This is a genomic window from Chryseobacterium sp. T20 (assembly GCF_047345655.1).
Lineage (GTDB): Bacteria > Bacteroidota > Bacteroidia > Flavobacteriales > Weeksellaceae > Chryseobacterium.
In genome coordinates this window covers 182,581-208,340 of record NZ_JBLFDU010000001.1, presented here as the reverse complement: position 1 = coordinate 208,340, position 25,760 = coordinate 182,581, and the positions used below count along the sequence as shown (strand labels likewise).

The 25,760-nt window shown below is 36.6% G+C and carries 20 protein-coding genes; 15 read left to right on the top strand and 5 right to left on the bottom strand.

Going from position 1 to position 25,760, the window contains the following annotated elements:
• Nucleotides 1-107: 107 nt before the first annotated feature.
• Nucleotides 108-755: a LolA family protein gene (locus tag ACMA47_RS00940; RefSeq protein ID WP_413928286.1), complete on the bottom strand. Its 648-nt coding sequence runs from the start codon at nt 753-755 to the stop codon at nt 108-110.
• 63 nt (nt 756-818) lie between these two features.
• Entirely contained in the window at nt 819-3,398 is a 2,580-nt protein-coding gene (locus tag ACMA47_RS00935) for a DNA translocase FtsK 4TM domain-containing protein (RefSeq protein ID WP_413928285.1), read from the bottom strand.
• Between the two features lie 362 nt (nt 3,399-3,760).
• Between ACMA47_RS00935 and ACMA47_RS00930 the strand changes: the two genes are divergently transcribed.
• From ACMA47_RS00930 to ACMA47_RS00905, 6 genes are all read left to right on the top strand, one after another.
• Complete coding sequence (locus ACMA47_RS00930) at nt 3,761-4,399, top strand: cysteine hydrolase family protein (protein ID WP_413928284.1); 639 nt, start codon at nt 3,761-3,763, stop codon at nt 4,397-4,399.
• A gap of 379 nt (nt 4,400-4,778) precedes the next feature.
• Nucleotides 4,779-5,360 carry a Crp/Fnr family transcriptional regulator gene (locus ACMA47_RS00925; RefSeq protein ID WP_413928283.1) on the top strand — a complete coding sequence of 194 codons (582 nt, stop codon included), beginning with the start codon at nt 4,779-4,781 and terminating at the stop codon, nt 5,358-5,360.
• Nucleotides 5,361-5,450: 90 nt separating this feature from the next.
• Nucleotides 5,451-6,635 (top strand): M50 family metallopeptidase, encoded by a 1,185-nt coding sequence (locus tag ACMA47_RS00920; protein ID WP_413928282.1) that lies wholly within the window; start codon nt 5,451-5,453, stop codon nt 6,633-6,635.
• A gap of 244 nt (nt 6,636-6,879) precedes the next feature.
• On the top strand, nt 6,880-10,149 hold the full coding sequence (gene ccsA, locus ACMA47_RS00915; RefSeq protein ID WP_413928281.1) for a cytochrome c biogenesis protein CcsA: 3,270 nt from the start codon (nt 6,880-6,882) through the stop codon (nt 10,147-10,149).
• A 645-nt stretch (nt 10,150-10,794) separates the two neighbouring features.
• Nucleotides 10,795-11,661: an SPFH domain-containing protein gene (locus ACMA47_RS00910; RefSeq protein WP_079241549.1), complete on the top strand. Its 867-nt coding sequence runs from the start codon at nt 10,795-10,797 to the stop codon at nt 11,659-11,661.
• Nucleotides 11,662-11,744: 83 nt separating this feature from the next.
• On the top strand, nt 11,745-11,933 hold the full coding sequence (locus ACMA47_RS00905; RefSeq protein WP_034694367.1) for a hypothetical protein: 189 nt from the start codon (nt 11,745-11,747) through the stop codon (nt 11,931-11,933).
• Nucleotides 11,934-12,121: 188 nt separating this feature from the next.
• Here ACMA47_RS00905 and ACMA47_RS00900 read toward each other — a convergent pair whose 3' ends face one another.
• Complete coding sequence (locus ACMA47_RS00900) at nt 12,122-12,271, bottom strand: histidine kinase (RefSeq protein WP_002979804.1); 150 nt, start codon at nt 12,269-12,271, stop codon at nt 12,122-12,124.
• Between the two features lie 135 nt (nt 12,272-12,406).
• On the opposite strand from ACMA47_RS00900, the gene ACMA47_RS00895 reads away from it, so the two are divergent.
• The 8 genes from ACMA47_RS00895 to ACMA47_RS00860 all read left to right on the top strand — a co-directional run bounded on the left by ACMA47_RS00895 (nt 12,407) and on the right by ACMA47_RS00860 (nt 22,770).
• The gene (locus ACMA47_RS00895; protein ID WP_413928280.1) at nt 12,407-13,957 is read left to right on the top strand and encodes an aldehyde dehydrogenase family protein; all 1,551 of its coding nucleotides are present in this window, start codon (nt 12,407-12,409) and stop codon (nt 13,955-13,957) included.
• Nucleotides 13,958-14,071: 114 nt separating this feature from the next.
• Nucleotides 14,072-15,397 carry an L-lysine 6-transaminase gene (gene lat / locus ACMA47_RS00890; RefSeq protein WP_413928279.1) on the top strand — a complete coding sequence of 442 codons (1,326 nt, stop codon included), beginning with the start codon at nt 14,072-14,074 and terminating at the stop codon, nt 15,395-15,397.
• A 61-nt stretch (nt 15,398-15,458) separates the two neighbouring features.
• Complete coding sequence (locus tag ACMA47_RS00885) at nt 15,459-15,689, top strand: DUF2007 domain-containing protein (RefSeq protein ID WP_413928278.1); 231 nt, start codon at nt 15,459-15,461, stop codon at nt 15,687-15,689.
• Nucleotides 15,690-15,843: 154 nt separating this feature from the next.
• Entirely contained in the window at nt 15,844-16,356 is a 513-nt protein-coding gene (locus ACMA47_RS00880; RefSeq protein ID WP_062670043.1) for a GNAT family N-acetyltransferase, read from the top strand.
• A gap of 116 nt (nt 16,357-16,472) precedes the next feature.
• Nucleotides 16,473-16,928 (top strand): hypothetical protein, encoded by a 456-nt coding sequence (locus tag ACMA47_RS00875; RefSeq protein ID WP_034694378.1) that lies wholly within the window; start codon nt 16,473-16,475, stop codon nt 16,926-16,928.
• Between the two features lies 1 nt (nt 16,929).
• Complete coding sequence (locus tag ACMA47_RS00870; protein WP_413928277.1) at nt 16,930-18,117, top strand: efflux RND transporter periplasmic adaptor subunit; 1,188 nt, start codon at nt 16,930-16,932, stop codon at nt 18,115-18,117.
• A complete protein-coding gene (locus ACMA47_RS00865) occupies nt 18,117-21,263 on the top strand; it encodes an efflux RND transporter permease subunit (RefSeq protein ID WP_413928276.1) in 3,147 nt (1,048 codons plus the stop codon). Before ACMA47_RS00870 ends, ACMA47_RS00865 begins: the two co-directional genes overlap by 1 nt.
• Before the next feature lie 91 nt (nt 21,264-21,354).
• A complete protein-coding gene (locus ACMA47_RS00860) occupies nt 21,355-22,770 on the top strand; it encodes an efflux transporter outer membrane subunit (RefSeq protein WP_413928275.1) in 1,416 nt (471 codons plus the stop codon).
• A 226-nt stretch (nt 22,771-22,996) separates the two neighbouring features.
• Here the strand turns inward: ACMA47_RS00860 and ACMA47_RS00855 are convergent, their stop codons facing one another.
• Nucleotides 22,997-23,884, bottom strand: coding sequence for a C1 family peptidase (locus ACMA47_RS00855; protein ID WP_413928274.1), 888 nt, complete (start codon nt 23,882-23,884; stop codon nt 22,997-22,999).
• A 243-nt stretch (nt 23,885-24,127) separates the two neighbouring features.
• Nucleotides 24,128-25,108: a BtrH N-terminal domain-containing protein gene (locus ACMA47_RS00850; RefSeq protein ID WP_413928273.1), complete on the bottom strand. Its 981-nt coding sequence runs from the start codon at nt 25,106-25,108 to the stop codon at nt 24,128-24,130.
• A 162-nt stretch (nt 25,109-25,270) separates the two neighbouring features.
• Here ACMA47_RS00850 and ACMA47_RS00845 point away from each other — a divergent pair, with 162 nt between their 5' ends.
• Nucleotides 25,271-25,759: a GNAT family N-acetyltransferase gene (locus tag ACMA47_RS00845; protein ID WP_413928272.1), complete on the top strand. Its 489-nt coding sequence runs from the start codon at nt 25,271-25,273 to the stop codon at nt 25,757-25,759.
• Nucleotide 25,760: the final 1 nt, after the last annotated feature.

Sequence of the window (25,760 nt, the reverse complement as noted above, 5' to 3'; positions counted from 1 at the left end):
CCAAAATTAATCAAAAAGCCACAAAGTTTACTTGTGGCTTTTTATATTTTGTTATTTTTTTAACTTTAAAAGTAAATTTACATAGTTGCGAATTCACTTTCAGCTTTTTAAAGTTCTGTAACGATGTAGTTTTTAAACTTATTTTTGTCAAAAACAAACATATTAGGATCCAGCTCCTGGTTTTCTTTGTACTCTTTAATAGCAATTACAGCAACATCTTTGTTGTTTCCATGCTGTTCCAGTTTTACCATTTGCTTTTTCGCTGAATCTACAAAAAGGTATACGTATTTTATTCCGTTCGCTTTTACCGGAGTCAGTTTAATAAAGTCTGTATTCACACCATTGACCACTTTCTTACCGTTATAAGTTACATTATAATCATTTCTATAGTTTGTAAGATAGTTGATAGGGGAGAACATGGTACTGCTTCCGTTCGGTTTAGCAATGGTTACTTCCATATCATCAGCGTTGATATTGTAAATTTTATTACCATCGAAGATCTGCTCTGTATCCATGATCTTCAGTTTGTATTTCTCTCCTGCTACATAATAAATACCAGGTTCTGTTTTTGTCACCTGTCCGTTAAGACCGCTTCCAAAAGAAAATTTGAAGTAAGAATTCTTTTTAGAATTGTAGTTGGCTGTAATATCATCCAATATCTTTTTAGCTTTAGCATCAATCTTCTGAGCGTTGGCCATACCTACTGCACCTACAACAAAACTTCCTAATATAACTTTTGAAATAATATTCTTCATTTTTTTATTTAATAATCGTTAGATTTTCTTTAACTCTTAAGGTTAAAACTATTCATTTTTCCTTTAACTACGCAGATCTTCCAAAAACTGTTCCAAAGAATGAAGGTCACTGATAAGAACCTCTCTTGCTTTTGCTCCGTTAAAGCCTCCAACGATACCACTTGCTTCAAGCTGATCCATAATTCTTCCGGCTCTGTTGTACCCCAGTTTTAATTGTCTCTGAAGCATTGAGGTAGATCCCTGTTGTGTAGAAACAATAATTCTTGCTGCTTCTTCAAATAAAGCATCTTTTTCGTTCGGGTCAAAAGCACCTACAGTACTTGTTGAATCTTCTGAAACATATTCAGGAAGCAATAATGCTGAAGCATATCCTTTTTGTTCCCCGATAAACTCTGCCAGTCTTTCCACTTCCGGAGTATCTACGAAAGCACACTGAAGTCTTAAGATCTCGTTTCCATTGAAATAAAGCATATCTCCTTTACCGATCAGCTGATCTGCTCCCGGAGAATCCAGGATTGTTCTGGAGTCTACACTGGAAATTACTCTGAAGGCAGCTCTTGCAGGGAAGTTGGCTTTGATCATACCTGTAATAACATTTACAGATGGTCTCTGTGTAGCCACAATAAGGTGGATTCCTACAGCTCTTGCAAGCTGTGCAAGTCTCGCAATTGGTAATTCAACCTCTTTTCCTGCCGTCATAATCAAATCTGCGAACTCATCTACTACCAATACGATATAAGGTAAATAACGGTGTCCGTTTTCAGGATTTAATTTTCTTTCCGTAAACTTCTTATTGTATTCTTTTAAGTTTTTACAGAAAGCATTTTTAAGAAGATCATATCGGGTATCCATTTCAATACAAAGAGAGTTCAGCGTATTGATTACTTTATTGGTATCGGTAATGATAGCTTCTTCTGCATCCGGAAGTTTGGCCAGATAATGTCTTTCAATTTTTGAGTATAATGAAAGTTCTACTTTTTTAGGATCTACCATGACGAACTTTAGTTCGCTTGGGTGTTTTTTATAAAGAAGGGAAGTAAGAATAGCATTGATCCCTACAGATTTACCCTGACCTGTTGCTCCTGCCATCAATAAGTGAGGCATTTTCGAAAGGTCGGCCATGAAGATTTCGTTGGAAATAGTCTTTCCGAAAACTACCGGAAGATCCATATCCGTATTCTGGAATTTCTGAGAAGCAATAACAGAACGCATAGAAACCATCGTAGGATTTTTTCTTGGTACCTCAATCCCGATAGTTCCTTTTCCTGGCATTGGAGCGATAATTCTGATTCCTAATGCAGAAAGGTTCAGCGCGATATCATCCTGCAGTTTTTTAATTGCTGCAACTCGGATTCCTGCTTCAGGAACAATTTCATAAAGCGTAACGGTAGGCCCGATGGTTGCTTTAATCTCTGCGATTCCAACGTTGAAATTCTTAAGCAGTCCAACAATCTTATTTTTATTTTCTTCTAATTCTTCCTTATTGATAGAAATTTCTTCATTTCCATAATCTTTCAGTAATTCTACAGGTGGCATCTGGAAATTAGCAAGATCCAGCTTGTGATCATACAATCCATGCTTTTCTACAAGTTCCTGAGACTTTTTATCAGAATCATCCAAAACATCAACTACCTGAGCGACCTCTACATTGAATTTAATATTTTCCTGTGCCGGAGCAGTGGTTACTGCCGGAGACGGAGCAGAAGGTCTGATGTCAAATGCTTCCTCCGGGCTGGAAACCGGAACAATTGGTTTGGTAGAAAGATTTAAACTTACCGGTTGGGAAACCTCCTTAGGTTCCGCATCAAAAGAAGTATGGTTAGGTGTAGTAATGGTCTCTATCTCGTTTGAAACAGGAACTTCAGGGAATCCTTTCGGAGCACTTACCGGTTCTGGTTCTTTCATTGTATTAATCGGAGTATTGACAGTATGATTCGTAACATCACTTACCGTAACTCTGGAGGTGGTTTCTTCTTCCGCTTCCTCTGCTTCTTCTCTCAATTCCTCATCAGCTTCGAAATCATCATTGGAGTCAGGCATCATAGATTTTACTTTTCCAATCGTATTTTCATTGATTTTATCCAGTTTTGCCTTGATAGAACTTGGACGAAGATTGAATTCAAGAATAAAATAGAGAAGAATACTTGCTGCTAATACGGTCCACAAACCTACTGCTCCGATAATGGAATTAAGGTAATCCATGATCTGATATCCATAGACACCTCCTAAAACACCTTGTCCTTTAGTAAGTGCTCCCATAAAAATAGGAAGCCAGCAGATAAAAAATAAAGAATGCCCAATAGTTTTCCAGGGTTTGAAGATTTTTTTCTTAAGAATCAGTGTTCCTACTACAAGCAGTAAAAATGCAATGATAAATGAGGCAATACCAATACTTTCAAAAATGAAAATATTCCCAAGCCAGTCACCTACCTTACCAAAAATGTTGGAAGATTTTATGCTTTTGTCCAGCATGGTTCCTGCCTGGCTTTGATCTGCTTTCCAGTTCATCAGATAAGAGACGAATGAGAATGCAAGAACAGCCGATAAAAGTATAAAAGTAAGCCCGAAAAAAATACGTGGCTTAGATAAAATTCTGCCTTTCTCAGGCGATTCAGTCGGTTTTTTTTGTGTCTTTTTATCCATAATATCAATGTCGCAAATTTAATGTTTTATTCAACACTAAATGAATCTTTTTTATCCAAAAAACAATTTGGAAATCCCGCTTTTATAGAGGTTGTTTAATTTTTTTCTTTAAAAATATTTTCTGTTACAGTAGAATAAAATAAGGTTATTTTTTTTGCTTATCCAAATCTGATACCGTTAAATTATATTAACTGATTAATATTTATTTTTCTTTAAAAAAGATAATAAAATTTTCGATTTAAACGGTCGGAGATTAAAAAAATTAACAATATTAGAAATTATTTTATCTCAATACTGTTTTTTGAACTAGTTCAAAGGTCAGGACCTGGAGCGTCTGTAATTTTGGCCTATAAAATTTCAACATGAAAAATACATTCACAACTTTTCTGACCTTAGGTCTGATATTCATTTCACTGATTACAATGAACGCACAACAAAAACAAAAAATGGAAAACACTGCATTAATCATTATCGATGTACAAAATGATTATTTCCCGGGAGGAAAAATGACACTGGAAAAAAGTGAACAGGCTGCCGAAAATACCAGAAGTATTTTAGAATATTTCAGGAAAAACAATCTTCCTGTCATTCACATTCAGCACATTTCTACCAACGATGGCGCAACGTTTTTCCTTCCGGATACAGAGGGAGCTAAAATCAATCATCTGGTTTTACCGAAGGAAGATGAAAAAGTTATCGTTAAGCATTTTCCCAATAGCTTCAGGGAAACAGATCTGTTGAATTATCTGCAGTCTCAAAAAATTAAAAACCTGGTGATTACAGGAATGATGACGGATGTCTGCGTAGATACTACAACCAGAGCTGCTTTTGATTTTGGGTTTACCAATACCATTATCGGAGATGCTACAGCAACCAGAAATCGTGAGCTGAGCGGGGAAGTCATAAAAGCGGCAGATGTACAAAAGTCTTTTCTGGCCGGGATATCTGCTCTTGGGAATCTCTATGCCCGTGTAATAAGTACCAATGAATTTTTAAAATAATGTTATTCTGGACTTACAGACACAAAGATTTTTAAGATAGACTTTATTTGAAATCATCTAAAAGTCTTTTCTATCTGCTAAAGAATGGAAATGAAAGGCTATTGTAAAACGCGAAGGCGCTAAGAATTTTTAGAATATCAGGTGTTTTTAAGGTCGCAAAGATTTTATCTCCGATAAAATTTAAAACAGGTCATCTTGCTGAAAATCTTCGATTTTCTTGAGTCTTAAAATAAACAATATGTATGATAAAACTTTGCGCCTTAGCGTTTACCCAACAAAAATTGAAGTTCTATTGCTTAGGAACAAAAATAACTTAACATAACTTAATTTCATAAAGGTGTCAATAATTTTGATACCTTTATTTTGCTTAAATAATCCCATGTCCGATTTACTTTTTAGAAATATCAGTCAATACATCAACCTTTCAGAAGAGGATTTTCAACAGTTTCTAAAGCCTTTTGAATTCAAAGCGTTTAAAAAGAAAGAAATTGTTCTTAAAGAAGGAGAGTGTTGTCTCTTCGAAGGGTTTGTTCTGAATGGTTGTTTTAAAGTCTATTATCTCAATGAAAACGGATTTGAACAAACCTTATATTTTGCTGTGGAAGGCTGGTGGATTACAGATATTGACAGTCTTATCAATGCCGTTCCCAGTATTCTGAATATTGAAGCTCTTGAAGACAGCGAAGTATTGATGATTTCTAAAAAAGATAAGGAGCATCTGTATGAAACAATGCCGCAGATAGAAAAACTTTTCAGAATCATGAACCAGAAATCTTCGGTAGCACTGCAAAGGAGGATTCTTTCCTTAACGGGTAAAACGGCAGACAAACGTTATCTTGAATTTCTTGAAAAGTATCCGGGATTGGAACAGAAAATTACCCAACAGCAAGTAGCGGCCTATCTGGGTATCACCCATGAGTTTTTAAGTAAAATCAGGAAGAAAATATCATTGGAAAAATAAGTATATTGCCACAGGTTTCTTAGTCATTTCTGGAATTGTATTCGATATGACTAAGAAAGATAATTAATAACTGACTGAAGACTTTTTTTAATGGAACTATTTGGTGTCCCCGCAATTTTTATTTTCGTCTTTTTAGCATTGATCAGACCGTTAACGGTTTTTTTTCATGAAATGGGACATGCTGTTACCGTGTGGCTGATTACAAGAAAAAAAGTACATGTCTTTATTGGTTCTTATGGAGATAAGGATAACAGTTTTCCTATCAATTTCAAAGATTTTTCTTTTTATATATTTAAAAATCCTCTTAAATGGGGAAGAGGGTTGTGTGAATCTGAAGAGAAAAGATTTTCGGTTAATAAGCATATTTTATATGTGTTTGGAGGGCCGGCTGCCTCTTTATTATTAGCGTTACTCTCTTATTTTATCATTGCAAATACTCAATTTCTTACGTTTTTTTTCATTGTATTAATGGTGTCGTCAGCAATTGATTTTTTGATCAATATTTTTCCAAGCCAGAAAACTGTTTATATGAGTGATGGAAGATCGATTTCTAATGATGGAAGAGCTATCATCAATCTTATCCGGCAGAGGAAACTCCCTGAAGAATATACAGAAGGAATATATAAATTTCATGAGAAGAAGTATTCTGAAGCTGCATCCATTTTTGATAGTTTATTACAGGAATCAAAAGATCTCAATATCTATCGGATGACAATAGTATCCCATATTAACAGTAAGAATTATGAAAAAGCAAAAGAAATTGCGATTCAATTCAAAGAAAATAATCCTTCTATGACTACGGATGACTGGACGAATTTTGCATTAACGTTTACTGAAACAGGAACATTGGAAGAATCTCTTGAATATTATGACAAAGCTTTGAAAATGGATCCTAACAATAAATTTGCTTTAAATAATAAAGGTTACACATTAATTCTTCTTGAAAAATATAGAGATTCTATCCCTTTATTAAACAAAGCCATTTCAGTGGATAAAAAATTTTCATATTCTTATAATAACCGCGGACTCGCAAAGATTAATTTAGACCTCTATGAAGAAGGACTCAGGGATATTGAAGATTCATTAAAGCTTGATGCTCAAAATGCCGATGCATATAAAAATTGGGGAATTTATCATATGAGAAAAATGGAGTACCGGGATGCACTGAATATGTTTTTAAAAGCGAAAAAAATGGATGAATCATTCCGCGGGATTGATGAATTAATAGCCGAAATAAAATTAAAAATGGAAGAGCGTGACAGGCTGGAATTATAATGAATTTTATATCAGTTAATTGCGGTAAAAATAGCAAGAGAGAAATAGAGTGCCTCGATCATCCGGATAGGTAATATAAATCCGAATTTTTACATTTTTAAAAATTGAATTTTTCCTAATGTTTTCGGGCTTATTAAGAATGTTTCAAAATAAGCAAAACCGAGGCCAAAGTGATAAAAAACAGCTTTTTTTAAGCTCTTTGTGGTTTATCATGCTTATTTTTGCATGTCAAGTACAATAAATCATGAAGAAGCTCCAAGATATTCTTATCTCAACCAGGACAATGGCTGTATTGTTGCTGGTGTACGCATTCGCGATGGCTTATGCAACGTTCTTAGAAAACGACTACGGAACTCCTACAGCAAAAGCATTAATTTATGAGGCTAAATGGTTCGAACTGATCATGGTCTTACTGATTCTCAATTTCATAGGAAATATCGGAAGATACAGACTGTGGAAGAAAGATAAGTGGCCGGTTCTTGTTTTCCACCTTGCCTTTGTTTTTATTTTTATTGGTGGTGCTATCACCAGATACATCAGTTTCGAAGGACAAATGCACATCAGAGAAGGTGAAACATCCAACGAAATTGTAACCGATAAAAATTTCTTTAAAATTCAGATCGAAGAAAAGGGTGATGTACTGAATTATCAGGATGTTCCTTATCTGATGTCTCCGTTACACAAGGATCTAAAAGCAACTTATGACTTCCACGGAAAAGAAGTGAAAGTGTTTGCCAAGGAATACATCCAAAGAAAAAAAGACAGCCTTGTAGCTGAGCCAAACGGTGCTGAGTATCTTCATTTGGTTTCTACCGGAACTACCGGAAGACAAAACATTTACATCAAACCGGGAGAAACAAAATCCATCAACGGAACTTTGGTGACATTCAACAGAGCGATTGATGGAGCTGTTGAATTTAAAAATGAAGGCGGAAAATTATTTATCAAAACTCCTGTAGATGCAAGCTATATGACCATGGCTACTCAGGCAACAGGAAGTACAGTGAAAGATGAATTCCAACCTTTGGCATTAAGAAGTTTATATACCATTAACGAACTGAAGCTGGTAGTACCTGAAGGTCTTAAAAAAGGAAGACTGATGGCTATTGAAGGCGATAGAAAGAAAGATGCTAATATTCCTGATATGCTTCAGATTGAGCTTCAAGGGCCAAAAACAAAGCAAATTGTAGACCTTTCGGTTGAAAAAGGAAATCCGAATGCTTACAAGCAGGTGACGATGGATGGTTTAAACATCATGGTAGGTTTCGGACCTAAAGTATACAACACACCTTTCGCATTGAAACTGGATGATTTCGTGATGGAAACGTATCCTGGAAGTTCATCTCCAAGTGCTTACGAAAGCCATGTGAAAATCATTGACGAAGGTAAAGAAACTCCTTATAAAATTTATATGAACCACGTTCTTAATCATAAAGGATACCGTTTCTTCCAGTCGAGTTTTGATCCGGACAGAATGGGAACCGTTCTTTCTGTAAACCACGATTACTGGGGAACTTTGATTTCTTATATCGGATACGGACTTTTATTCCTTGGAATGTTTGTTATTTTCTTCTGGAAAGGAACTCATTTCTGGAAATTAAATAAAATGCTGGCTGACGTTAATAAAAAGAAAGCAGCAGGTATACTTTTATTGTTCTTAAGTTTAGGGTTAAATGCTCAAAAAATCGAAACTCACGGAACTACTGATGGAAGCAGAGAACATATTCATGTGGAAGGAGATAACCATTCTCACGCTCCGGCTCCGTCTGCCCAGCCACTTGATGGTGCTGCTCCGAAGCAGAACTCTCTGGCAACTCCAATGGGTAAAATGAGATCTATTTCTCCGGATGAAATCATTGCAAGAAACAAAATCAGCAAAGAACATGCTGATAAATTCGGATATCTTTTGGTGCAAAGTTTTGAAGGAAGAATTGTTCCTATCAACACAGAAGCATTAGATGTTTTAAGAAAATTATACAAAAAAGACGAATTCAAAGGAACAGACGGGAAGTCTCTTACGGCTAACCAATGGTTTCTTTCTATCAATACAGACACACCAAGCTGGACAATGGTTCCTATGATCAAAGTAGGACCTAAAGGTGGTGATGAACTGAAAAATAAAACAAAGGCAGATGAAGATGGTTATACTTCACTGATGAACCTTTTCCCGGCAGATGCTAACGGAAACCTAAATTATATTCTGGAGCATGATTACAACACGGCATTCCGTAAAAAACCGGCTGAACAAACGAACTATGATAAAGAAGTAATTGCTGTAAACGAAAGAGTACAGATCTTCAATGAGTTCTTCAGTGGTCAGTTTATGAGAATTGTTCCTGTGAAGAATGATGCTAATCACACGTGGCATTCATGGTTAGACCAGAAATTCGAACCGGATATGGAATCTCAGCAGGTAATGGGACCTTACTTTGCAGAAGCGCTTACGGCACAGAAAACAGGGGACTGGAGCAAAGCAGATGCAGAACTGGCGAAGCTTTCAGAATACCAGCAGAAATGGGGTAAAGCGGTTGTTCCTGCTAAATCTAAAGTGGATCTTGAAGTATTCATGAATAAAGCAGATATCAACTTCAAACTGTTGATTTTCTACACGCTTGTTGGTGGTCTTCTTTTGATTCTAGGTTTTGTTGAATTATTCAAATCAAATAAAATACTAAACAAAGTAATTAAAGTAATTATTGCGGTTGGTTTAGTTGGGTATCTATTGCATTTCCTGGGACTTGTTGCAAGATGGTATATTTCAGGGCATGCTCCTTGGAGTAACGGTTACGAAGCTATTATCTTTATCTCCTGGGTAGGTATTACGGCTGGTTTAATTCTGTATAGAAATGCCAATGCATTAATTCCTGCAGCCGGATTCATGGTGGCAGTTATTATGATGGGATTTGCGCATGGTGGTTCTGCTCTTGATCCGCAGATTACACCACTTGTTCCGGTATTGAAGTCTTACTGGCTGATTGTTCACGTAGCCATTATTACCTCAAGTTACGGATTCTTCGCATTGTCGATGATCATTGCTGTAATTTCATTGGTATTCTATATTATCTCCAATAAAGAAACCTATAAGATTCACCACGATACTACATTAAAAGAATTAGTAATTGTTTCTGAAATGTCATTAACAATCGGATTGTTTGCATTAACAGTAGGAAACTTCTTAGGGGGAATCTGGGCCAACGAATCATGGGGAAGATACTGGAGCTGGGACCCGAAAGAAACATGGGCTTTCATCTCTATCATGGTCTATGCATTTGTATTGCACATGAGATTAGTACCTGGATTGAGAAGCAGATGGGCATTCCACGTAGCAACAATGTTTGCATTCTGCTCAATGGTAATGACTTACTTTGGAGTTAATTATTATCTAAGCGGACTTCACTCATACGCAGCAGGAGATCCGGTACCAGTACCAGCTTGGGTATACATCGGAATAGGAACAATGATCCTTCTATCAGCTGTTTCTTATATCAAGTTTAAAGCTTTAACGAAGAAATAGACTTTTGAATACATACACTAAAATCCCGGAATTCACTTTCCGGGATTTTTTTATTCCTATTGTTGCTGGTTTTAGGATGAGTAGTTTTAACGCTGCGTTCGCAATGATGTATATTATGATGAGTTATCGTTCGCAAAAGTGTTTTACTCAGCAAGAGAAGAAGACGTTTTAGTTAAGTTAGAAGTTTTGTAAAATGTAAAGAACTGGTGTTTTTCTAAACGCTAAGGTTCGCAATGATTTTTATGATGATAAAATATCGTTCGTTAAGACGTTTCACTAAGCAAGAAGATATTTCAGTTATGTTAGAAGTTTTGTAAGGGATAAGGAGCTGATATTTTCTAAATGCTAAGGTTCGCAATGATTTTGATAATGATAAGATATCGTTCACAAAGACGTTTTACTCAGCAAAGAAAATAGAGGTCTTAGCTAAATGAAGTGGCTTTGCGAACAAAAATATAATGCATCCTAATTGTAAATTAACCTCGCGAACTTTGCGTTAGCTAAAATACCCGAATCCTATATCCCGAAACTCGAAACCCCGAACCCGGAAACCCGCACCTCAAAAAAATCATAATTTATCATTCATAATTCAAAATTCATTACTATCTTTATGATATCAAAATAATATCAAATTAAAATTCAATCATGGAAAAAACATTAAAACCCATGTCGGGTTATCTTACATTGGTCATTTGCCTGGCCTTGTTTGTTGCAGCAGTATACTTCTTTGTGAGTGGAGTAGATCAAAGTATAGCCTATGTGGTTATCTCTATGCTTTGCTTTCTTCTTTCGTGCTTTTTCTTAAAAGGGTTAATGATTATTCAGCCTAACCATTCGAGAGTATTAAACTTCTTTGGAAAATATGTGGGAAGTGTAAAAGAGAACGGATTATTCTTTATCAATCCTTTATATTCATCACAAAAAATTTCTTTACGTTCCGAAAACCTGCAAGGTCAGACTTTGAAGGTAAATGATAAAATGGGTAACCCTATTGAAATTGCAGTTGTGATCGTATGGAAAGTAGGAGATACTTATAAAGCGGCCTTTGATGTGGAGCGTTATTCAGACTTTGTAAAAATGCAGAGTGAAGCGGCGGTAAGACATTTGGCGATGAGCTTTCCTTATGATAATTTAGAAGATGATCATGCTCCGATTACATTGAGAGAAGGAGGAGATAAAATTAATTCTATTTTGGAGCAGGAACTCACAGACCGTCTTTCAAAGGCTGGAATTGTGATTCAGGAGGCAAGGATTTCGCATCTGGCTTATGCTTCAGAAATTGCAGGAGCAATGCTTCAGAGACAGCAGGCAACAGCTATTGTTGCTGCAAGAACCAAGATTGTAGAAGGAGCGGTAGGAATGGTAGACCTTGCATTGAAAAAGCTTTCTGAAGAAAATATCGTAGATCTTGATGATGAAAGAAAAGCGGCAATGGTAAGCAATTTAATGGTGGTTCTTTGCGGTGAAAAAGCAGCAACGCCTATCTTAAATGCGGGAACACTTTACAATTAAGAAGTGAACAATTAATAATTAGATTTTAGTGCAGATAGCTTTTACACTAAAATAGTCAGAAATAATGTTAGAGAATTTAGAACATGAAATCAGAAAAAGCTCAGAACTCTTCGGAAAGCAAAGGTAAAAAATCCTTTGTGATAAGGATAGATGAGTCTACTTATAAACTTCTTGAAAAGTGGGCCAATGATGAATTCAGAAGTGTGAACGGACAGATAGAATACCTGTTGCATCAGAGCCTGGTGAACGCAGGGAGAAAGAAGAAAGAGTAGTTTAATAGGACGAAAGGCAGAAGAAAAATAATCTTTTTGGGAAATATCTTCATCAAAATCCTTTATTTTCCCTTTTTTTAAATTAGAGAAAATATAAAAAAGACCTCCTTTTTTAGCCTTTCAATAAAGAAATAACAATTCGGTTAACCTTCTATCAAAAAGAAAGCAGAGAAATTTTCTCTGCTTTTTTATTGTATACAACTCTGAAGGCTATCTGCTCCAACGTAGAATATAACGAGCCAAATTAAGCCTTTTATGGTAAAGAAAGCTAATCCTGCCCATCCCACACGCTTGAACCACTTTTTAAGCTTTGAGTTGTTTTCTTGTGAATTTTCCATTGGTGATTATCAAAAAGATTACCCTACAAAGATAAGCATGTTTATAATTAGTCCAAATAAAAAGCGTATTAAAAATTAAAGTTTTGAGGTTCACATAATATTTTTATCTTTAGAGAGAACGAAAAGTAAGATTTTATGTCAAAAAAAGTAAAGGATTTCGGAATTGAAAAAACACTTAGAAATCTTGGTATCAAAGAAGAGAACAAAGGGACTTCAGTGGGCGGAAAATATTTCGCTTCAGGAAAGGTGATAGAAAGTATTTCTCCTGTAGACGGAAAATTGATCGCTAAAGTAAAAACTTCCGGAGAAAGTGATTATGACAAAGTAATTGAAACTGCTCAAAAGGCATTTCAGGAATTCAGGCTGATTCCGGCTCCCAAAAGAGGAGAGATGGTAAGACAGCTGGGCTTAAAATTAAGAGAATATAAAGACGATCTTGGTAAACTTGTTTCTTATGAAATGGGTAAATCATTGCAGGAAGGTCTTGGTGAAGTTCAGGAGATGATCGATATCTGTGACTTTGCAGTTGGACTTTCAAGACAGCTTCAGGGGTATACTATGCACTCGGAAAGACCTGGACACAGAATGTATGAGCAATACCATCCGCTAGGAGTTGTTGGGATTATCACTGCATTCAACTTCCCGGTAGCCGTATGGTCCTGGAACACTGCATTGGCTTGGATCTGTGGTAACGTTACCATTTGGAAGCCATCTGAGAAAACACCGCTTTGTGCTATTGCATGCCAGAATATCATGATGGAAGTTCTGAAGGAAAATAATCTTCCTGAAGGAGTTTCAAGTGTATTGGTGTCAGACCACGAAATCGGACAGAAACTGGTAGATGATAAAAGAGTAGCGTTGGTATCTTTCACAGGATCTACAAGAGTAGGAAGAATGGTTTCTTCTAAAGTAGCAGAAAGATTCGGGAAGTCTATCCTTGAATTAGGTGGAAACAATGCCATCATCATTACTAAAGAAGCTGATATCGACATGTCGATTATCGGAGCTGTTTTCGGAGCTGTAGGAACTGCTGGTCAGAGATGTACTTCAACAAGAAGACTGATTATCCACGAAAGTGTATATGATGAAGTGAAAACAAGATTGGCAAAAGCGTATGGTCAGTTGAAAATAGGAAATCCATTGGATGAGAAAAACCATGTAGGACCGCTTATTGATACTGATGCTGTAAACCAATACGAAGAAGCTATCAAAAAATGTAAAAAAGAAGGTGGAAAATTCGTTGTTGAAGGCGGAGTTTTATCTGGTAAAGATTATGAATCCGGATGTTATGTGAAGCCTTGCGTAGCGGAAGTGAAAAATTCTTATGAGATTGTTCAGCACGAAACTTTTGCACCGATCCTATATTTGATCAAATACAAAACATTAGAAGAAGCAATCGCTATTCAGAATGATGTTCCTCAGGGATTGTCTTCTGCAATCATGACTCAAAACTTAAGAGAGGCAGAATTATTCCTTTCTCATGCTGGTTCAGACTGTGGTATTGCCAACGTCAATATCGGAACTTCCGGTGCTGAAATTGGTGGAGCTTTCGGTGGTGAAAAAGAAACCGGAGGAGGAAGAGAGTCAGGATCTGACGCTTGGAAATATTATATGAGAAGACAAACCAATACTATAAATTACACCGCACAACTTCCTTTAGCACAAGGAATTAAATTTGATTTATAAAAGCTTTACTTAAAGCATTCAAAAAACAAAAAAAATTAATAACCTGAATGGTTAAACGTTGTATTATTAGAATCATTTAATCATTCATTTATTAAATCACACTACAAATTTATTATGGAACACACATTAGATATAAAAGCAAATAAAGTAAAAGAAACAGTAGGAAAACATGTGTTGGCAGACGGTTTCGATTTTGTGATGGATATTGAAAAATCACATGGATCTTGGCTTTATGATAAACTGACAGACAGAGAATACTTGGATATGTTCTCTATGTTTGCATCAGCATCCATCGGATACAATCACCCTTATCTTCTAGAAAGATCAGAATGGTTGGGAAGAATGGCTGTTAACAAACCTACTTTGGCTGACGTTTACTCGGAAGAATACGCTCATTTCCTTGAAGTATTTGAGAGAGTAGTTATCCCTGAAGAATTACAATACGCTTTCTTTATCGAAGGCGGAACGATGGGAGTTGAAAATGCTATGAAGGCATGCTTCGACTGGAAAACCCGCAAAAACTTTGAAAAAGGATTAGATACTGAAGCTGGAATCTGTATCCACTTCAAACAGGCTTTTCATGGAAGAAGTGGTTATACTTTGAGCCTGACTAATACTTCTGACCCAAGAAAGTATCAATATTTCCCAATGTTTAACTGGCCGAGAATTTTAAATCCAAAATTAAAGTTCCCGATTACTGAAGAAAACCTTGAAGAAACCATCAAAAACGAAAATCTTGCTTTACTTCAGATCGAAGAGGCAATTTTGATGCACCCTGATAAAGTGGCTTGTATCATCATTGAACCTATTCAGGCTGAAGGAGGTGACAATCATTTCAGAGACGAATTCTTATTAGGATTAAGAAGAATCTGTGATGATAACGAAATCTTACTTATTTTTGATGAAGTTCAGACAGGAATTGCTATTACAGGAAAAATGTGGGCTTTCCAGCATTTCACAGCAAAACCGGATATCATTTCTTTCGGGAAAAAAGCTCAGGTTTGTGGGGTTTTAGCTAATAGAGAAAAATTTGATCAGGTTCCGAACAACGTTTTCAGAGAAAGTTCAAGAATCAACTCTACATTCGGAGGAAACTTTATCGATATGCTTCGTTTCCAGTTGGTCATGGAAGTGATCGAAAAAGAAAATCTTGTTGAGAATGCAAGAGTAGTTGGAGATTTCTTACTGGAAAGCTTAAAAGCTCTTGCTGAAAAATATCCTGAAAAAATTTCCAATGCAAGAGGAAGAGGCTTGATGTGTGCTATTGATCTTCCTACTGCAGAGCAGAGAAACCACCTGATGAATGAGCTTTTCAATGACGGATTAATCATTCTTCCTTGTGGAGATCAGTCTCTTCGTTTCAGACCTCACTTGAATGTTACTAAAGAAGAAATCCAACTTGCTTTAGATAAAATTGAAAACAATATTAATAAAATTTAAAACCCGGGATTTGTAATTTTGAAAAAAACATCGTATATTTAGATACTCAAACAATTAGAATATGGAAAGAAGTACGAGAGTATCAGTTTATGTAAGTGATAACCCTGCAGAAATTCAGTTGGTTAAGTCTAAATTGGATGACGCACAAATTGCAAATACCGTTGAAAATAACTATCTTACGTTTACCACTACGCCAACGGCCACTTCGCTGAAAGTAATGGTAGATCTGGAAGAAGAAAAAAGAGCATTTGAAATTATTGATGCTTACCTTCAACAAAGTGAAAATCAATAAACAATTTCATAATTTTAAATTTTACTACTTCGAACCGAAAATTAATTTTAATTAATTTTCGGTTTTTTAATTAATTATAAACCATTGATTTAAGAATTAAAAAAGCAGTAACTTTTTTAATTCTTAAATCAATCTTTTAATCAAATTTTACAACATGAATCCGGAGATTAAACTAAGACAAGCGGAAATTGAAGACAGAAACATTATTTGGGAAATCATCCAGCAGTCCATCGAAAGAAGAAGGCAGGATGGAAGTACCCAATGGCAGAACGGATACCCTAATCTCGGGACAGTGGAAAGCGATATTGCAAAAGGATTTGGTCACGTTATGACAGTGGATGGCGAGATTGCAGTATATGCAGCACTTATTCTGAATGATGAACCTGCTTACAGCACCATTGAAGGAGCATGGTTAAGTGACGGTGAATTTGTTGTGGTTCACAGAGTGGCTGTAGATGAAAAATTTGCAGGACAGGGTATGGTTAAAAAACTTTTTGATCAGATTGAAGAATTTACCAAATCCCATGGAATTCAGAGTATTAAGGTAGATACCAACCATGACAATATTGCCATGTTGAAAATCCTTGAAGGCAGAGGTTATTCGTATTGCGGAGAGGTCCTTTTGAAAGACGGAATGAGAAAAGCTTTTGAGAAGATTATAATTTAATCAAAAAGTTAAATCAACTTTCATTGAATTTTTAAAACGCCCTGTATTTATAAACTCTATCAGGTTTGTTCGTTTGGTTCTGAACTAATTTCTACTTTTGTTCAAATTTTTATATTATGCACCAAAGTATAGAAATTGATGAAAAAATTTTTCAAGATGCCGTAAAATTCTATGGCACCGTGTTCAGCTTACCCCCTTTAGCATCAAAAATTTATTCCTACCTTCTTTTCGACTATGAGAAAGTAGGAATTACTTTTGACGAATTTGTTGAAGTGCTCTCTGCGAGCAAAAGCTCTGTTTCTACCAGTATTTCATTACTGCTCAATGCCCAGCTTATCGTAGATCATAACAAAATGGATGAGCGGAAACGGTATTTTTTCATCAATGATGAATACAAGAAAATACGATTCGAAAAAATTGTCCAAAAGATGCAGGACGAATTAAGACTATTAGATGATTTAAACAATTTTAAAAAAAGTAAAGATGATGGATACAACGAAAGAATAGAAGTTTACAAAGCACTCTTAAATAAAAACATAGAAAATATTCAGGAATCTCTTAATAAACTATAAAATGAATAATAAGCTAGTTATACTTTCCATTGCAGCGTTTTCACTGACAGCCTGCAAAAAAGAAGCCCCGAAACAGGATGGTGCCAAGCCGTATCCGGTTGTTTCCGTGGAGTCAAAAAATATAGTGGGTTATCAGACGTTTCCGGCTACCATTCAGGGTAGAGTAAACAATGATGTACGTGCAAAAATACAAGGGTATATTACCCAGGTATTGGTAGATGAAGGACAATATGTTACCAAAGGGCAGCCTTTGTTCCGTTTGGAAACCAATATCCTGAACGAAAATGCAGCGGCTTCCAAAGCTGGAATAGGCGCAGCAGCATCTAGTGTTGCAGCAGCTCAGGCTTCTGTAAATGCAGCTCAGGTTGAAGTAAACAAACTAAAACCTCTGGTTCAGAAAAATATCATCAGCAACGTACAGTTACAGACAGCCCAGGCTCAGTTGGCCCAGGCTCAGGCTCAGCTTCAACAGGCAAATGCTGCCAAAAGACAGGCTGAAGCGAATTACAAAGGAGTAGAGGCCAATATTGAATATTCTATCATTCGTGCTCCTATTTCTGGGATAATCGGAAGACTGCCGTTAAAAGTAGGAAGTTTGGTAGGACCGTCTGATCAGACACCTCTGACAACAATTTCAGATACGTCTGAGATCTATGCTTACTTTGCGATGAATGAAAAGGAATATTTTGATTTCCTTGAAAAGTCTCCGGGTGCATCTATGCCTGAGAAAATTAAAAACTTACCTATGGTAGAACTTCAGTTGGCCAATGGAAGTCTTTATCCTGAAAAAGGGAGAATTGAAGCCATTACCGGTCAGATTGATCCTACAACCGGAACGATCCAGTTCAGAGTTGCTTTCTCGAATGCTCAGAAATTATTAAGTAATGGGAACAGTGGAACCATCAGATTCCCTCAGCATTACGATAATGTTCTTGTTGTACCTGAAAGTGCTACTTATGAGCAACAAGGTATCGTTTACGTATACAAAGTAGAAAAAGGAGATACTGCCAGAAACGTTGTGGTAAATGTTATCGACAGAATTGACAATATGGCTCTTCTTAAATCAGGAGTTAATAAAGGAGAAACGGTTATTGCAGCCGGTATCGGAGGTCTGAAACCGGGAACAGCAGTGAAGCCGAAGCCAATTAAAATGGATAGTCTTGTTCAATCTATAAAACCGAAATTCTAATGATAAAAAACTTTATTAACAGACCGGTTTTATCTACCGTAATCTCAATCTTGATTGTGATTCTCGGTGTGCTAGGGCTGATCTCGTTACCGGTTACACAGTATCCGGATATTGCACCGCCTACGGTAAGTGTTTCCGCAAACTATACGGGAGCGAATGCTGAGACGGTGATGAAAAGTGTGGTAGTTCCTTTGGAAGAACAGATCAACGGGGTGGAAGGTATGGATTATATCACTTCCAGTGCCGGGAATGACGGTTCTGCTCAGATCCAGGTTTTCTTCAAACAAGGAATAGATCCCGATATTGCAGCGGTAAACGTACAGAACCGTGTAGCCAGAGCAACACCTCTTTTACCATCCGAAGTAACACGTTCAGGGGTTGTAACCCAGAAGCAACAAACCAGTGCCCTGATGTATATGTCTTTCTATTCTGAAAATAAAGATTTGGATGATGTGTACCTTCAGAACTTCTTGAATATCAATATTATTCCAAACCTGAAAAGGGTAAATGGTGTAGGGGATGCCAACGTATTCGGTGGTAAAAACTACTCGATGAGAATCTGGTTGGATCCTGCAAAAATGGCTGCCTACAGTGTAACTCCTACGGATGTTACCAATGCTATCAACGAGCAGAGTAGAGAAGCTGCTGCAGGTTCTATCGGACAAAACAGCGGAAGTTCTTTTGAATATATCATCAAATACGTAGGTAAATTCAATGATAAAGAACAGTACGATAATATCATCATCAAATCTCTTGCAAACGGACAAAACCTGATGCTGAAAGACGTTGCCAAAGTAGAACTGGCAGGACAGTCTTATACAGGAATCGGGGAGAACGGAAACAATCCTTCCATCAGTATGGGGATCTTCCAGACTCCGGGATCCAATGCACAGGAGATTATTAAAAACATCAAAGCCTATCTGAAATCAGCCGAAGGAACTTTTCCAAAGGGTGTAAAGTATACTTTTAACTTTGATACCAACGAATTCCTGGAAGCTTCTATTGAAAAGGTAGTACATACCCTGATCGAAGCCTTCATTCTGGTATTTATTGTAGTATATATTTTCCTTCAGGACTTCAGGTCTACGCTGATTCCGGCCATTGCGGTTCCGGTATCTATTGTGGGGGCGTTCTTCTTCCTGAATTTATTCGGATATTCATTGAACCTCTTAACCTTATTTGCATTGGTACTGGCCATTGGTATTGTAGTGGATGATGCCATTGTCGTCGTCGAGGCTGTTCATGCCAAGATGGAACATGGTATTTCTGATGCTAAAAAAGCCACAGTAGAAGCAATGGATGAGATTACAGGAGCTATTATTTCGATTACGTTGGTAATGGCTGCAGTATTTATTCCGGTGACGTTCATTACAGGGCCTACAGGGGTATTCTACCAGCAGTTTGGTATTACGCTGATCATTGCTATCATCATTTCTGCTATTAACGCATTAACGCTGAGTCCGGTTTTATGTTCATTATTTCTGAAACCTCACGCAGAGCATCATAAAGAGTATCAAAATCTGAATCTGCTACAGAAGTTTTTCTATAAGTTTAATATTGCTTTTAAAACAACTACTGAGCGTTACGGAAGAGGATTTGTATTCTTGTTAAGACATAAGTGGGTTACCTTAATTATTTTTGCTGTTACCGGAGGGATCTTATTCTGGGCAAGCAGCAGCATGAAGAAAGGTTTTGTACCTACAGAAGACAGAGGGATTATCTTTACAGATGTTCAGCTTCCTCCGGGAGCTTCTATGGAAAGAACCTATAACGCTCTGAAAACACTTCAGGCAAAGGCATTAAAAGTTCCGGGAGTACAGAATGTAACAATTTCTACGGGTAGAGGATTCTTATCCGGGAACGGAAGTAACAACGGTCTTGCCTTTGTGAAACTGAAACCATTCGAAGAAAGAAAAAAAGACGGACAGACTTCTGAAGATATCACCAAAAAATTATTTGGAATTGTAGGATCTGTTCCTGATGCTAAAGTCGTATTCTTCCAACCGCCAAGTGTACCGGGATTTGGTAACAGTGCCGGTTTTGAAATGGTATTGCTGGACAAATCAGGAGGTGAATATGCTGATTTAGATGCTAAAACCAATGAATTCATCGGTAAGCTGATGCAGAGACCGGAAATTCAGTTTGCACAGACTTCATTCAATACCAAATATCCTCAGTATCAGATGGAAATTAATGTTCCTCTGAGCAAGCAGCTTGGTGTTTCTGTAAACGACATTCTGGCGACTATGCAGGGGTATATCGGAGGTATTTATACTGCCGATTTTACCAAGTATGGAAAGCAGTTCAGGGTGATGGTTCAGGCTCTTCCTGAGAACAGAAAGAATATTGACAATCTGAATCAGCTCTATGTCAGAACAGGATCAGGGATCATGACTCCGATCTCACAGTTTGTAACATTAACAAAAGCCTATGGACCACAATCTGTAAGCCGTTATAACCTGTTTACTTCCGTGAAGGTGACAGGAGCAAACTCTGACGGATACAGTTCCGGGGATGCCATTGCAGCTGTACAACAGGTGGCAGATGAAACTCTGAATCAAAACTATGCCGTAGAATTTACAGGGTTAACCAGAGAAGAATTAAATTCAGGATCTCAGACACTTCTGATTTTCGGACTAAGTTTGATCTTCGTTTACTTTATTCTTTCTGCACAGTATGAAAGTTATATCCTTCCGCTGATCGTTATTATCTCTCTTCCTCTTGGGGTAATGGGAGCTTACTTCGGCCAGAAGATTATGGGACTGGAAAATAACATTTACTTCCAGATTGCCCTGATCATGCTCGTAGGACTACTGGCGAAAAATGCGATTCTTATTGTTGAATTCGCTGTTCAGAGAAGACATCATGGAGAAACCATTGTAATGTCGGCCATCAATGCAGCGAAAGCCAGAGTGAGACCTATTCTAATGACATCATTTGCCTTTATTTTCGGTTTATTGCCGTTAGTGCTGGCAAGTGGAATTGGAGCAGTAGGTAACAGATCTATCGCTACGGGTGCGGCAATCGGACTATTGATAGGAACTGTTTTGGGATTATTTGTAATTCCGGTTCTGTATGTGATTTTTGAAACACTGCAGGAAAAAATTAAACCTATCAAAAAAGAAGATATCAATTTAGCAGAATAAAATTAAGATTTAAGAAATTAGAAGTTAGAAATTAGAGATGAGTCTAAACACTAACTTCTAACTTCTAAACTCTAACTTCTAATTAAAAATAATGAAGAGTTTATTAAACATCATAAAAGGAATCACTTTTTCAGTTTTCATACTCGGAGCCATTTCATCCTGTATGGCAAGAAAAGAATATGAAAGACCGAAGAATGTTGTAGACGAAAAGCTGTTCCGTACAGATATGCTTCCTTCGGACAGTACCAATATTGCAGATATTTCCTGGAAAGAGATATTCACTGATCCTATATTGCAAGGGCATATTTCTAAAGCACTGGAGAACAATCTTGATATCAGAATTGCTCTGGAAAGTATTAATTCTGCAGAAGCATACCTTAAACAAAGTAAAGCAGCTTATCAGCCAACAGTTTCCATAGGACCCAACTATACATTTCAGACTCAGTCTATCAATACACAGTTTGGACAGATTATCGGATCAAGACGTTATGTGAATCAGTTTGACATTACGGCAAGTATCGGATGGGAAGCTGATATCTGGGGTAAATTAAAGGCACAGGAGAAAGCACAGCTGGCTACTTATTTAGGAACTGTTGCAGCACATAAAGCGGTTAAAAGCAGTTTGGTGTCTTCCATTGCTTCTGCATATTATCAATTGTTGACATTTGATGCACAGAAGAGAATTATTACGGAAACCATTGCGGTAAGAGAGAAAAACCTTGAAGCTACTAAGGCTTTAAAAACTTCCGGAACAGTTACTGAAGTAGCAGTACAGCAAAGTGAGGCTCTTGTTTTCAATGCCAAATCATTACTGATTGATATTGATACACAGATCCAGTTGCTTGAAAATACCATGAGTCTTTTGATGGGAGAGCCTTCTCATGCTATCGAAAGATCTACGTTGGAAGGGCAAAAACTGCCTATCGATTTGAAATTAGGTTATCCTACTCAACTTCTGGCCAACCGTCCGGATGTTATGAGAGCAGAGTATAACTTAATGAATGCTTTTGAGTTGACCAATGCTGCCAAAGCTCAGTTTTATCCAACTTTAAAACTGACAGGAAGCGGAGGAGTACAGTCGGTAGATATTGACCATTTATTCAGTGTAAATTCATTGTTTGCCAATGTAGTGGCTGGATTGGCTCAGCCGATTTTAAATAAGAGACAGATCCAAACCAACTATGACGTAAGTCTTGCCAATAAGGAAACTGCTTATTTAAACTTCAGAAAAACAGTTCTGACTGCCGGAAAAGAAGTTTCGGATGCCATCAGAGTTTTCTCTGTTCAGGATTCATTCATTGAATTGAAACAAAAAGAGCTGGATGCCTACAAAAAATCGGTTGACTATTCCCAGGAATTAGTGAACTATGGTATGGCGAACTATCTTGAAGTGTTGAATGCCAGTGTGAATTCATTAAATGCAGAGCTTAACATTTCCAATGCAAGATACAGTAAAATGAAAGCAGCCGTAGAGCTTTATCAGGCTTTAGGCGGAGGCTGGAAATAACCATATTCTGTTATCAAATAATAGAGAAACGTATGTCAGTAATGGCATGCGTTTTTTTATTAAGGAAGATCAAGGCTGATATTTATTGTAAACAGGGATTGTTATATCAACCTGATTATATCAATGTATACTCTCATTTACCCAAAAATAAATGATCCGGATTTAAAAGACATAAAAAATGGCCGGAATTCATTCCGACCACTATTAATTTTTATAACTTCTTTTCTTATTGAACATAGGCTACATAAGATTCATTAATAGCACCCTTTGTAGTCTTGGCAAAGAATGCATAATCTATCCAGAAAAATCCATTATCACCCCATGATGGGCCCCATGAATTTTGTACTTTAAAAGCTTGTTTTGCATCATCATATCCCACTACACAGATGGCATGTCCTCCTCTTTTAGCTCCAGAATGGCTTTTCCATATCCAGTTGCTTGCCGAGCTTAAATTATCAAAGCTTGCATCTACCGTAACTGCAATGATTATTGGAAAATTCATGCTTAAAAGAGCTTTTACATTGCTGATATTTGTTTTATCTACAGTAGCCCAGGTTGTAAATTTATGCGTACTTGCAGCACTTTTTTGAGTAGCATTGGGTTGTGTAGAGCACCCAACATCTGTATACGGCATTTCACTCCAGCTGCAAACTCCTTGGTTTTTTATTAAATCTAATGCGCTGGATGGGTAACTTCCACCACTACAGTCGCTTACTTTTATTTGATTATATACATATTCCGGACTTCTTGGACTGGTTACTCCTTTGAAATTATATTCCAGGGTACTTGCAGCGGCATAAGCCGTAGCGAAAGCAACACATGAACCCTCGTGTCCCTGATTTACTATTGGAGGGGTGTTGGGTATGATATAACTTGATGGAATAGAAGTTACTAAAGCTTCTGTTGATTTGCCTTTAAATTTCATTGATAATGCATTAATATCAACTTTAGCAAACGAATCATAGGTTTTCTCATCTACCAATATTGCTCCTAATGAATGCATTGCTTTATTTTCCTGGTTAGGTTCCTGGGTGTTTTGCTCTTCTTCATTTCTGTTACAGGAAGACAAAGATAACACTCCTAATGCGATGGCGAATAATTTAAGATTTTTCATAAATGTATTATTTAAAATTAATCTTATAAAATTATAAATTATTTATATAAAATAATAATTAAATTTATGAATATCATATTATTTTAACCTTTTTTATGTGTTTGTTGTTTTGTTTATTCGTTTTTGATTGGGATTGTTGATTTCATTCCTTATTTTCTTCATTTTGATATAAAAATTACAAAAGAACAGATCTCCTGATCCATTTCAAAAAAATGAGTTTAAGAAAGAGTTGTAAATAGCAGATTATAATGTCATCAATATTTCCATCGCTTTTTTCTCTTTTTCAGATATTGTTTTTAAAATATCCGAAGCCTGATGAATATATTGAATTTCCTTTGTCTGGCTCACTTTTTCAAACAGCTGAGACACATTTGTCCAGAGTTTTGCAATTTCTGTGAATGCTTCATAACCTGCCTTTAACGGATTTAGCTGGAGCAATTCATCACTTTCTTTCAAAAAATCACGGTATAAATTTCTGAACAAAGCACCACCGGTTCCTGCTTTTTCCATTAGCAAAGCCGCTTGTTTAAATTCTTCTTCAACGTCTTTACTCGTATTGAACCATTTGACAATTTCAGTACTGGTTTTTAAAATCCCTTTGTAGGAGATATTGGTAATGGGTGGATTCAGATATTCAGCCGTATTATTTTTGATCGCAGTGATGATAACTTTTTGCAGATCGAATTTTCTGTCTGTTTTCCTGATGATATAATACAGATTTTTAGAAGCCATCGGACCTTTTTCAGAACGGGCCATAGCCAGACTTTTTAAAGATGTTTGTACTTGTCCACCTTGTTGTCTGGTATCAATCAGGAAAGCCTCTTCATCATCATAGCCATAAATAGCCGCATAATGTCCGGCAAAATGGAAAGGATTTGAGAAATATTCAAGATGATAGCAATCCATTTTCAATCCTACTGCCTGCCCACTATTGAGAAGTTCTTTTACTTGTTCCCAGGCCTTTTGCGGTGAAGAGGTTTCTTTTACCGTTAATTCAAGATTCAGATTTTTGGCTAAATTCTTAGTGAGCAAATCTGGTTTTATTCGTCCTCCGATGAAAGGGAAGTCCATCGTTTTCATATTCCAATAGATAAAGCCGAGACCTTCACCCAACCCGAAAAGCATGGGTTCGGAAAGTTCAATTCCAATATGTTGTAATAATGTTCCTGTGGTAGTAGTTTCACAATGCTGTCCGTTAAAAGGCTTCAGGTTTTCTATTTTCATTTTGGCGTGGGTTATTAATTTTGGGGTAAAGAAAATTACATAAATATCATTATATAGAAATTCCGTTTTTTGAAAATTCAGTGTTAAAATTTTTTAAAAAGTAGAATTGATTTGCATATATGTATTCAACTACGTAGTTTTGTACTTTAAAATATAAACACTATGAAATTAGAGATACAATCCATAGGGAATTCCTACTCAGAGCAGGCCATTGATCTGATTTTGACGATTCAGCAGAAAGAGTTTAATATTCCGATTACCATTGAAGATCAACCTGATCTTCTGCAGATAGAAAGTTTTTACACGGAAGCCGGAGGTAACTTTTGGGGTGCTTTTGTGGAAGGTGAACTGGTAGGTTCTATAGCGTTGGTTAAATTTGACGAAAGGGCAGGAGCAATCAGAAAAATGTTTGTGAAAAAAGAATTCAGAGGAAAAGAACTGAATATTGCGCAAGAATTATTGGAAGTTTTAATTTCTTTCTGTCGCGAAAACAGAATTGATGATTTATATTTGGGAACCATAACGGTACTGAAAGCAGCCCAGCGTTTCTACGAAAGGAATGAATTTGTAAAGATTGAAAAAAGCGATATTCCTGTGAAATTTCCTTTAATGAGTGCTGATGATGTTTTTTACCATTTAAATATTGACTGAA

Coding starts and splice junctions, on each gene's coding strand:
- ACMA47_RS00905 (WP_034694367.1), top strand. CDS start 11,745: ATGAAATCAGAAAAAGCTCAGAACTCTTCGGAAAGCAAAGGTAAAAAA.
- ACMA47_RS00930 (WP_413928284.1), top strand. CDS start 3,761: ATGAAAAATACATTCACAACTTTTCTGACCTTAGGTCTGATATTCATT.
- lat (WP_413928279.1), top strand. CDS start 14,072: ATGGAACACACATTAGATATAAAAGCAAATAAAGTAAAAGAAACAGTA.
- ACMA47_RS00845 (WP_413928272.1), top strand. CDS start 25,271: ATGAAATTAGAGATACAATCCATAGGGAATTCCTACTCAGAGCAGGCC.
- ACMA47_RS00925 (WP_413928283.1), top strand. CDS start 4,779: ATGTCCGATTTACTTTTTAGAAATATCAGTCAATACATCAACCTTTCA.
- ccsA (WP_413928281.1), top strand. CDS start 6,880: ATGAAGAAGCTCCAAGATATTCTTATCTCAACCAGGACAATGGCTGTA.
- ACMA47_RS00900 (WP_002979804.1), bottom strand. CDS start 12,271: ATGGAAAATTCACAAGAAAACAACTCAAAGCTTAAAAAGTGGTTCAAG.
- ACMA47_RS00870 (WP_413928277.1), top strand. CDS start 16,930: ATGAATAATAAGCTAGTTATACTTTCCATTGCAGCGTTTTCACTGACA.
- ACMA47_RS00940 (WP_413928286.1), bottom strand. CDS start 755: ATGAAGAATATTATTTCAAAAGTTATATTAGGAAGTTTTGTTGTAGGT.
- ACMA47_RS00935 (WP_413928285.1), bottom strand. CDS start 3,398: ATGGATAAAAAGACACAAAAAAAACCGACTGAATCGCCTGAGAAAGGC.
- ACMA47_RS00895 (WP_413928280.1), top strand. CDS start 12,407: ATGTCAAAAAAAGTAAAGGATTTCGGAATTGAAAAAACACTTAGAAAT.
- ACMA47_RS00910 (WP_079241549.1), top strand. CDS start 10,795: ATGGAAAAAACATTAAAACCCATGTCGGGTTATCTTACATTGGTCATT.
- ACMA47_RS00920 (WP_413928282.1), top strand. CDS start 5,451: ATGGAACTATTTGGTGTCCCCGCAATTTTTATTTTCGTCTTTTTAGCA.
- ACMA47_RS00875 (WP_034694378.1), top strand. CDS start 16,473: ATGCACCAAAGTATAGAAATTGATGAAAAAATTTTTCAAGATGCCGTA.
- ACMA47_RS00885 (WP_413928278.1), top strand. CDS start 15,459: ATGGAAAGAAGTACGAGAGTATCAGTTTATGTAAGTGATAACCCTGCA.
- ACMA47_RS00850 (WP_413928273.1), bottom strand. CDS start 25,108: ATGAAAATAGAAAACCTGAAGCCTTTTAACGGACAGCATTGTGAAACT.
- ACMA47_RS00860 (WP_413928275.1), top strand. CDS start 21,355: ATGAAGAGTTTATTAAACATCATAAAAGGAATCACTTTTTCAGTTTTC.
- ACMA47_RS00855 (WP_413928274.1), bottom strand. CDS start 23,884: ATGAAAAATCTTAAATTATTCGCCATCGCATTAGGAGTGTTATCTTTG.
- ACMA47_RS00865 (WP_413928276.1), top strand. CDS start 18,117: ATGATAAAAAACTTTATTAACAGACCGGTTTTATCTACCGTAATCTCA.
- ACMA47_RS00880 (WP_062670043.1), top strand. CDS start 15,844: ATGAATCCGGAGATTAAACTAAGACAAGCGGAAATTGAAGACAGAAAC.